A 4,950-nucleotide genomic window follows, 5' to 3' on the forward strand; every position below is an offset into this window, starting at 1 on the left:
CGCCGGTCCCGTACGCCGCGATCGACGGGCTGGTCCGGCGCTACCTCGGCCCGGTCCGCCGCGCCGGGCAGGGGCTGCTGCCGCACGGCACGCCGGGCGACGAGGCCGCCGTCCTCGCCCGGGCGGGCTTCGCCGGCCCGCAGCGGATCGTCGTCCCGGGCGGACGGCCGCTGGAGCGCACGGCCGACGACGCGGTCGCGGGCGTCTTCGCGCTCTCCTCCTCGGCCCCGCACCTCTTCGCCGAGCGCCGTCCGGCCTTCGAGGCGGACCTCCGCCTCCTCCTCGCCCGGACCTCGCCGTCGGGGCTCTTCTCGGAGCGGCAGCCGAGCAGTGAGGTGTTCATCTGGCGCACCACGGAAGAGCGTTGACGGTCCGGGGCCGTCAACGCTCCCACGGGGGAGGATGGAGAGGAGGAGTGGAGAGCGGTCAGCGGACCACGTCGAGGACCTGCTTCTGGATGCCGTTCCCGTAGGCCCCGTACTCGACCAGCTTCAGCTTCTGGGCGTCCTTGTCCGTCGTGCTGAACAGGCGCTTGCCGGCGCCGAGCAGCAGCGGGAAGACGAGCAGGTGGTAGCGGTCGATCAGGCCGGCGTCCGAGAGGGCGTGGTTCAGGGTGGCGCTGCCGTGGACGATGATCGGGCCGCCCTCGGTCTCCTTCAGTGCGGCGACCTCGTCGAGCGAGCGCAGGATGCTGGTCTCGCCCCAGTTCGACACCAGGTCGGCCTCGGCGAGGGTGGTGGAGACGACGTACTTCGGCAGCGTCTTGTAGTGGGCGAACTCCGCCATGTCCGGCCACACCGGGCTGAACGCCTGGTAGCTGGCCCGGCCGAGCAGCATCGCGGTGGCCTCCTCCTGCTCCCGCCCCTTGATCTCGAACGCCTCGGGGAGGAACTCGATGTCCTTGAAGGTCCAGCCGGAGTTGCGGTAGCCGGGTTCGCCGCCGGGGCCCTCGACGACGCCGTCGAGCGAGATGAAGGCGGTGCTGATCAGGGTGCGCATGGGTGGTACCTCGGTTCTCGTGCGGTTCTGCTTCTGTCGGGTCTGAAGGAGGTCTGAAGGTCTGAAGGTCCGATGGCCCGAAGGTCCGAAAGGTCAGGCGAGGGCGCCGGTCAGCCACCGCTGCCAGGCGGCCTCGGCCCCGGTCCCGGTCCCGGCTTCACCCCCGGCCCCGCCCGGAGTCGGGCCGAAGAGGTGGTGGAACATCAGCACCAGGCCGGAGCCGTGGTGGAAGGTGTAGAGCCCGTCGGCGGTGCGGACCTCGAAGCGCTCGTCGTCCGCCCAGACCACCTCGCCGTCCAGCGGCGGCAGGCCCGCCGGTTCGCCGTGGACCCGGGTGCCCGCGGCGACCGGGAGCGGCAGCGACAGGGCGCGGGCGAGGAGGGCCCGGACCTCCGGTTCCGTCCGTCCACCCGCCGGTGCGGCGGCGAAGACGGGGACGGCGGTGCGGCCGGGGAAGTGGGTGAGGTACTCGCGGAGCGTGTGGAGGTGGAAGGGCCAGCCGCGGCGCAGCGCGTCGTACTCGTCCTGCCAGTCGTCGCCGAGCAGGCCGCTGTGGACGACGCGGAGCACGGTGGCGCCGCCGTCCCGGCCCTCGATCAGGTACTCGAAGGCCATGAACCGGCCGTCCTCGCCGGTGGCCGTACGGGTGGCCAGGCGCTTGCCGGGATCGTAGGCGGTGACGACCGCCTCCGCGCGGTGGCCCCCGGTCTCCATGACGGCGGTGCCGCCCTCGCGCGGGTCCAGCTCGTTGCGGCCCATGAACCAGGAGTCGATCCCCGGTCCGGTGGCGATCGCCTCCCAGACCTGTTCCGGGCTCACCGGCAGGGAGGTCTCCAGCTCGATCTCGAACGGGTGGGTCATCGTGGGTCCTCCTGGTCCGCCCGGGTGACGGCCTGTTCCGTGCCGGGGCCGGCCTGTTCCGTGCCGGTCACGTCCTGCTCCGCCCTGGTCCCGTCCTGCTCCGCCCCGGGGCCGGGCTGGGCGGCGGGGATCTGGTGGAGTCCGACGATCACCCGGTGGCTGCGGCCCCCGGGGGCGGACTCGTCGTGGTAGCGGCTGACGAGGGTGGCCACGGACTGGGCCAGTTCCTCGGCGAAGGCGGCCCGGTCGGCGGCGGAGGCGAACCGCACCTGCGCGTCGATGCCGAAGCTGGCGACCCGCCGGCGGGCCCGGGAGGCGCCGGTCAGCAGGGCCCCGACCTCCTGCACCAGCCGGGAGCCGAGCGCCAGCAGCCAGCGGGCGGAGAGCTGGTCGGGGGAGCGGGCGGGGTCCGGGCTCACGGCGGCCAGGACGCTGGGGGAGATCACGTAGGAGGCCGCGGTGGCGCGGTACACCCGTTCGGTGACGTTGCCCTTGCGGCGTTCCTCGTCGAGTTCGACGAGGCCGTGCCGCTCCAGTTCCTTCAGGTGGTAGTTGACCTTCTGCCGGGGCAGGCCCAGCCGGGCGGCCAGCATGGCGGCCGAGGCGGGCTCGGTCAGGGCGGCGAGGAGGCGTGACCGCAGGGGGTCCAGCGAGGCCTCGGCCGCGGCGGGTTCTTCGATCACGGCGACTTCCAGCACCGTTCCAGCATCCATCCGACAAAAAAATTTGTCAAGGAAAAAAGGTTTGTCGGTAGTCCGGTCGGACGAACGGTGTCGCCCGTCCGGTGCCGGAGCCTCCGGCGGCCGCGCCGCGCCGCGCCGCGCCGCGATCCGCGCAGCCCCGCCGAGGCGGGACAGCGGAGAGTGACGGGTGGGGTGGACGGATCGGACTTGAATCTTTGCGAACGAATGTTCGATCCTGGGGGTGTGCCCGTTTTCGAACCTTTTTTCGAATCAACCGCCGAGCAGACCGCACGCCCCGTGCTCCGCCCGGTGGCGTCCCCGGCTGCCGTGCCGGGAAAACGGGGGCAGCAGGGGGAGGACGGGGAGCAGAGGGAGGGGCGGGGGCTGCTGCCGGTGCCGTCCGCGCTCCGGGAGGTGCTGCCCGAGGCCGGGCTGCGCCGGGGGACGGCGGTGTCGGTGGCGGGCGGGGACACCGGGCTGCTGCTGGCGCTCGCCGCCGGGGTGAAGGAGAGCGGGGGCGGCTGGGCCGCGGCGGTCGGACTGCCGGACCTGGGGCTGGCCGCCGCCGAGGGGTACGGGCTGGACCTGCGCCGGCTGCTGGTCGCGGACGACCCGGGGCCGCACTGGGCCGAGGTGGTCTCGGTGCTGGCCGACGCGGTCGAGCTGATCATGCTGCGCCCGGACGGGCCGGTGCCGCCGAAGCTGGCCGCCCGGCTGGCGGCGGTGCTGCGGCGCAGCGGCTGCGTGCTGCTGGTCGCCGGACCGTGGCCGGGCGCGGCACTGCGGCTGGGGGTGCGCTCCGGGCGCTGGTTCGGGCTGGGCGACGGCCATGGACAGCTCGTCGGCCGGCAGGTGGAGGTGGTGGCCGAGGGCCGCGGCTCGGCGGTGCGCGGCCGGACGGTCCGGCTCTGGCTGCCGGACGAGTACGGCGCGGTGCGTCCGCTCCAGGAGCAGCCGCAGCCGGTGGCGGAACCCACGGTGATACCGGCGGCGGAGCCGATGGCACCCCGCGTGGCGGCGGTGGTCTGAGGTGACGGCCGAGACAGCGATGGCATCCGGGACGGCGGACGACAGGACCCCCCGGGTGCTGGTGGTCTGGTGCCCGGACTGGCCGGTGGTGGCCGTCACCGGCGACGACCCGGTCGCGGTGACCGAGGGCGGGCGGATCCTCGCCTGCTCGGAGGGCGCCCGGGCGGCCGGGGTGCGGCAGGGGCAGCGGCTCAAGCTGGCCCAACGGCTCTGCCCGGAGCTGGAGTTGCGCGACCGCGACCCGGAGGCGGAGACCCGCCGCTTCGAGCCGGTGGTCGCGGCGGTGGAGGCGTTCACGCCCCGGGTGGAGGTGATCCGCCCGGGCCTGTGCGCGATCCCGGTGAAGGGCCCGGGCCGCTACTTCGGCGGCGAGGAGGCGCTGGCCGCCAAGGTCGGCAGGGCGGTGGCGGACGCCCTCGGGCAGCCCCTCGTCCCGGACGCCGTTCCGGGCGCGCCGGCCGTCGAAGAGCGGCAGCCCACCGCCCCTCCACCGGCCACCACCGCTCCTCCACCGGCCGCCACCGCCCCCCGGGCCCGGGTCGGCGTCGCCGACGGCCTGTTCGCCGCCGTGCTCGCCGCCCGGGCCGGGGTGCTGGTCCCGGCCGGACGGACGGCGGAGTTCCTCGCCCCGTACCCGGTGAGCGCGCTGGGCGACGAGGCACTGGCCGAACTGCTCGGGCGGCTCGGCCTGCCCACCGTCGGGGCCTTCGCCGCGCTGCCGGCCGAGTCGGTCGCGGACCGCTTCGGCCCGTCCGGGACGGTCGCGCACCGGCTGGCCCGCGGTTTGCAGCCGCGTCCGCTGGTGCCCCGTGACGAGGAGCCGGACCTCGCCGTCGAGCAGCGCTTCGACCCGCCGGAGCCGTCGGCTGAACCGCTGGTGTTCGTCGCCCGCGCGCTGGCCGAGCAGCTGCACCAGCGGCTGGCCGGGGCCGGGCTGACCTGCCGCCGGGTGGCCGTCGAGGTGGCCTGCGCGGACGGCCGGACGGCCTCCCGGCTGTGGCGGCACGAGGGCCGGCTGTCCGCGACGGCGCTGGCCGAGCGGGTCCGCTGGCAGCTCCAGGCCTGGCAGGGCGCGGGCACCTTCACCGGCACCTTCACCGGCACAGGCGACGGCGACGGCGACGGGGACGGCAGCGGCAACGGGGACGGCAGGGAGGACACCGGCTTCACCCTGCTCCGGCTCGCCCCCGACGGCCTCTCCCCGGACCAGGGCCGCCAGCTCGCGCTGTGGGGCCAGGCCGTCGCGGACGACCGGGTGGAGCGGGCGGTCGCCCGGGTGCAGGCGGTGCTCGGCCACGCCGGGCTGCGCCGGATCGAGCCGGCCGGCGGGCGCGGCCCGGGCGAGCAGGCGGTGAAGGTGCCGTGGGGCGAGCCGTAC

At 75.3% G+C, this 4,950-nt stretch carries 5 protein-coding genes and 1 pseudogene; 3 read left to right on the forward strand and 3 right to left on the reverse strand.

Going from position 1 to position 4,950, the window contains the following annotated elements; translation table 11 throughout:
• Positions 1-368, forward strand: a pseudogene (locus AE652_RS20945) (SAM-dependent methyltransferase); the annotation flags it as partial.
• Positions 369-426: 58 nt separating this feature from the next.
• Here the strand turns inward: AE652_RS20945 and AE652_RS20950 are convergent.
• From AE652_RS20950 to AE652_RS20960, 3 genes are all read right to left on the reverse strand, one after another.
• Complete coding sequence (locus tag AE652_RS20950) at positions 427-999, reverse strand: dihydrofolate reductase family protein (protein ID WP_049653782.1); 573 nt, start codon at positions 997-999, stop codon at positions 427-429.
• Positions 1,000-1,092: 93 nt separating this feature from the next.
• On the reverse strand, positions 1,093-1,860 hold the full coding sequence (locus AE652_RS20955; RefSeq protein ID WP_049653785.1) for an SRPBCC domain-containing protein: 768 nt from the start codon (positions 1,858-1,860) through the stop codon (positions 1,093-1,095).
• Positions 1,857-2,558 (reverse strand): helix-turn-helix domain-containing protein, encoded by a 702-nt coding sequence (locus AE652_RS20960; protein ID WP_082345866.1) that lies wholly within the window; start codon positions 2,556-2,558, stop codon positions 1,857-1,859. The genes AE652_RS20955 and AE652_RS20960 overlap by 4 nt, the downstream gene beginning before the upstream one ends.
• A 312-nt stretch (positions 2,559-2,870) precedes the next feature.
• Here AE652_RS20960 and AE652_RS20965 point away from each other — a divergent pair, with 312 nt between their 5' ends.
• Positions 2,871-3,572, forward strand: coding sequence for a hypothetical protein (locus AE652_RS20965; RefSeq protein WP_159028512.1), 702 nt, complete (start codon positions 2,871-2,873; stop codon positions 3,570-3,572).
• Position 3,573: 1 nt separating this feature from the next.
• On the forward strand, positions 3,574-4,950 hold a 1,377-nt coding region (locus AE652_RS20970; protein WP_159028513.1), incomplete at its 3' end, for a DNA polymerase Y family protein.

Origin of the sequence: Kitasatospora sp. MY 5-36, from assembly GCF_001182915.1 — a bacterium.
Taxonomy (GTDB): Bacteria; Actinomycetota; Actinomycetes; order Streptomycetales; family Streptomycetaceae; genus Kitasatospora.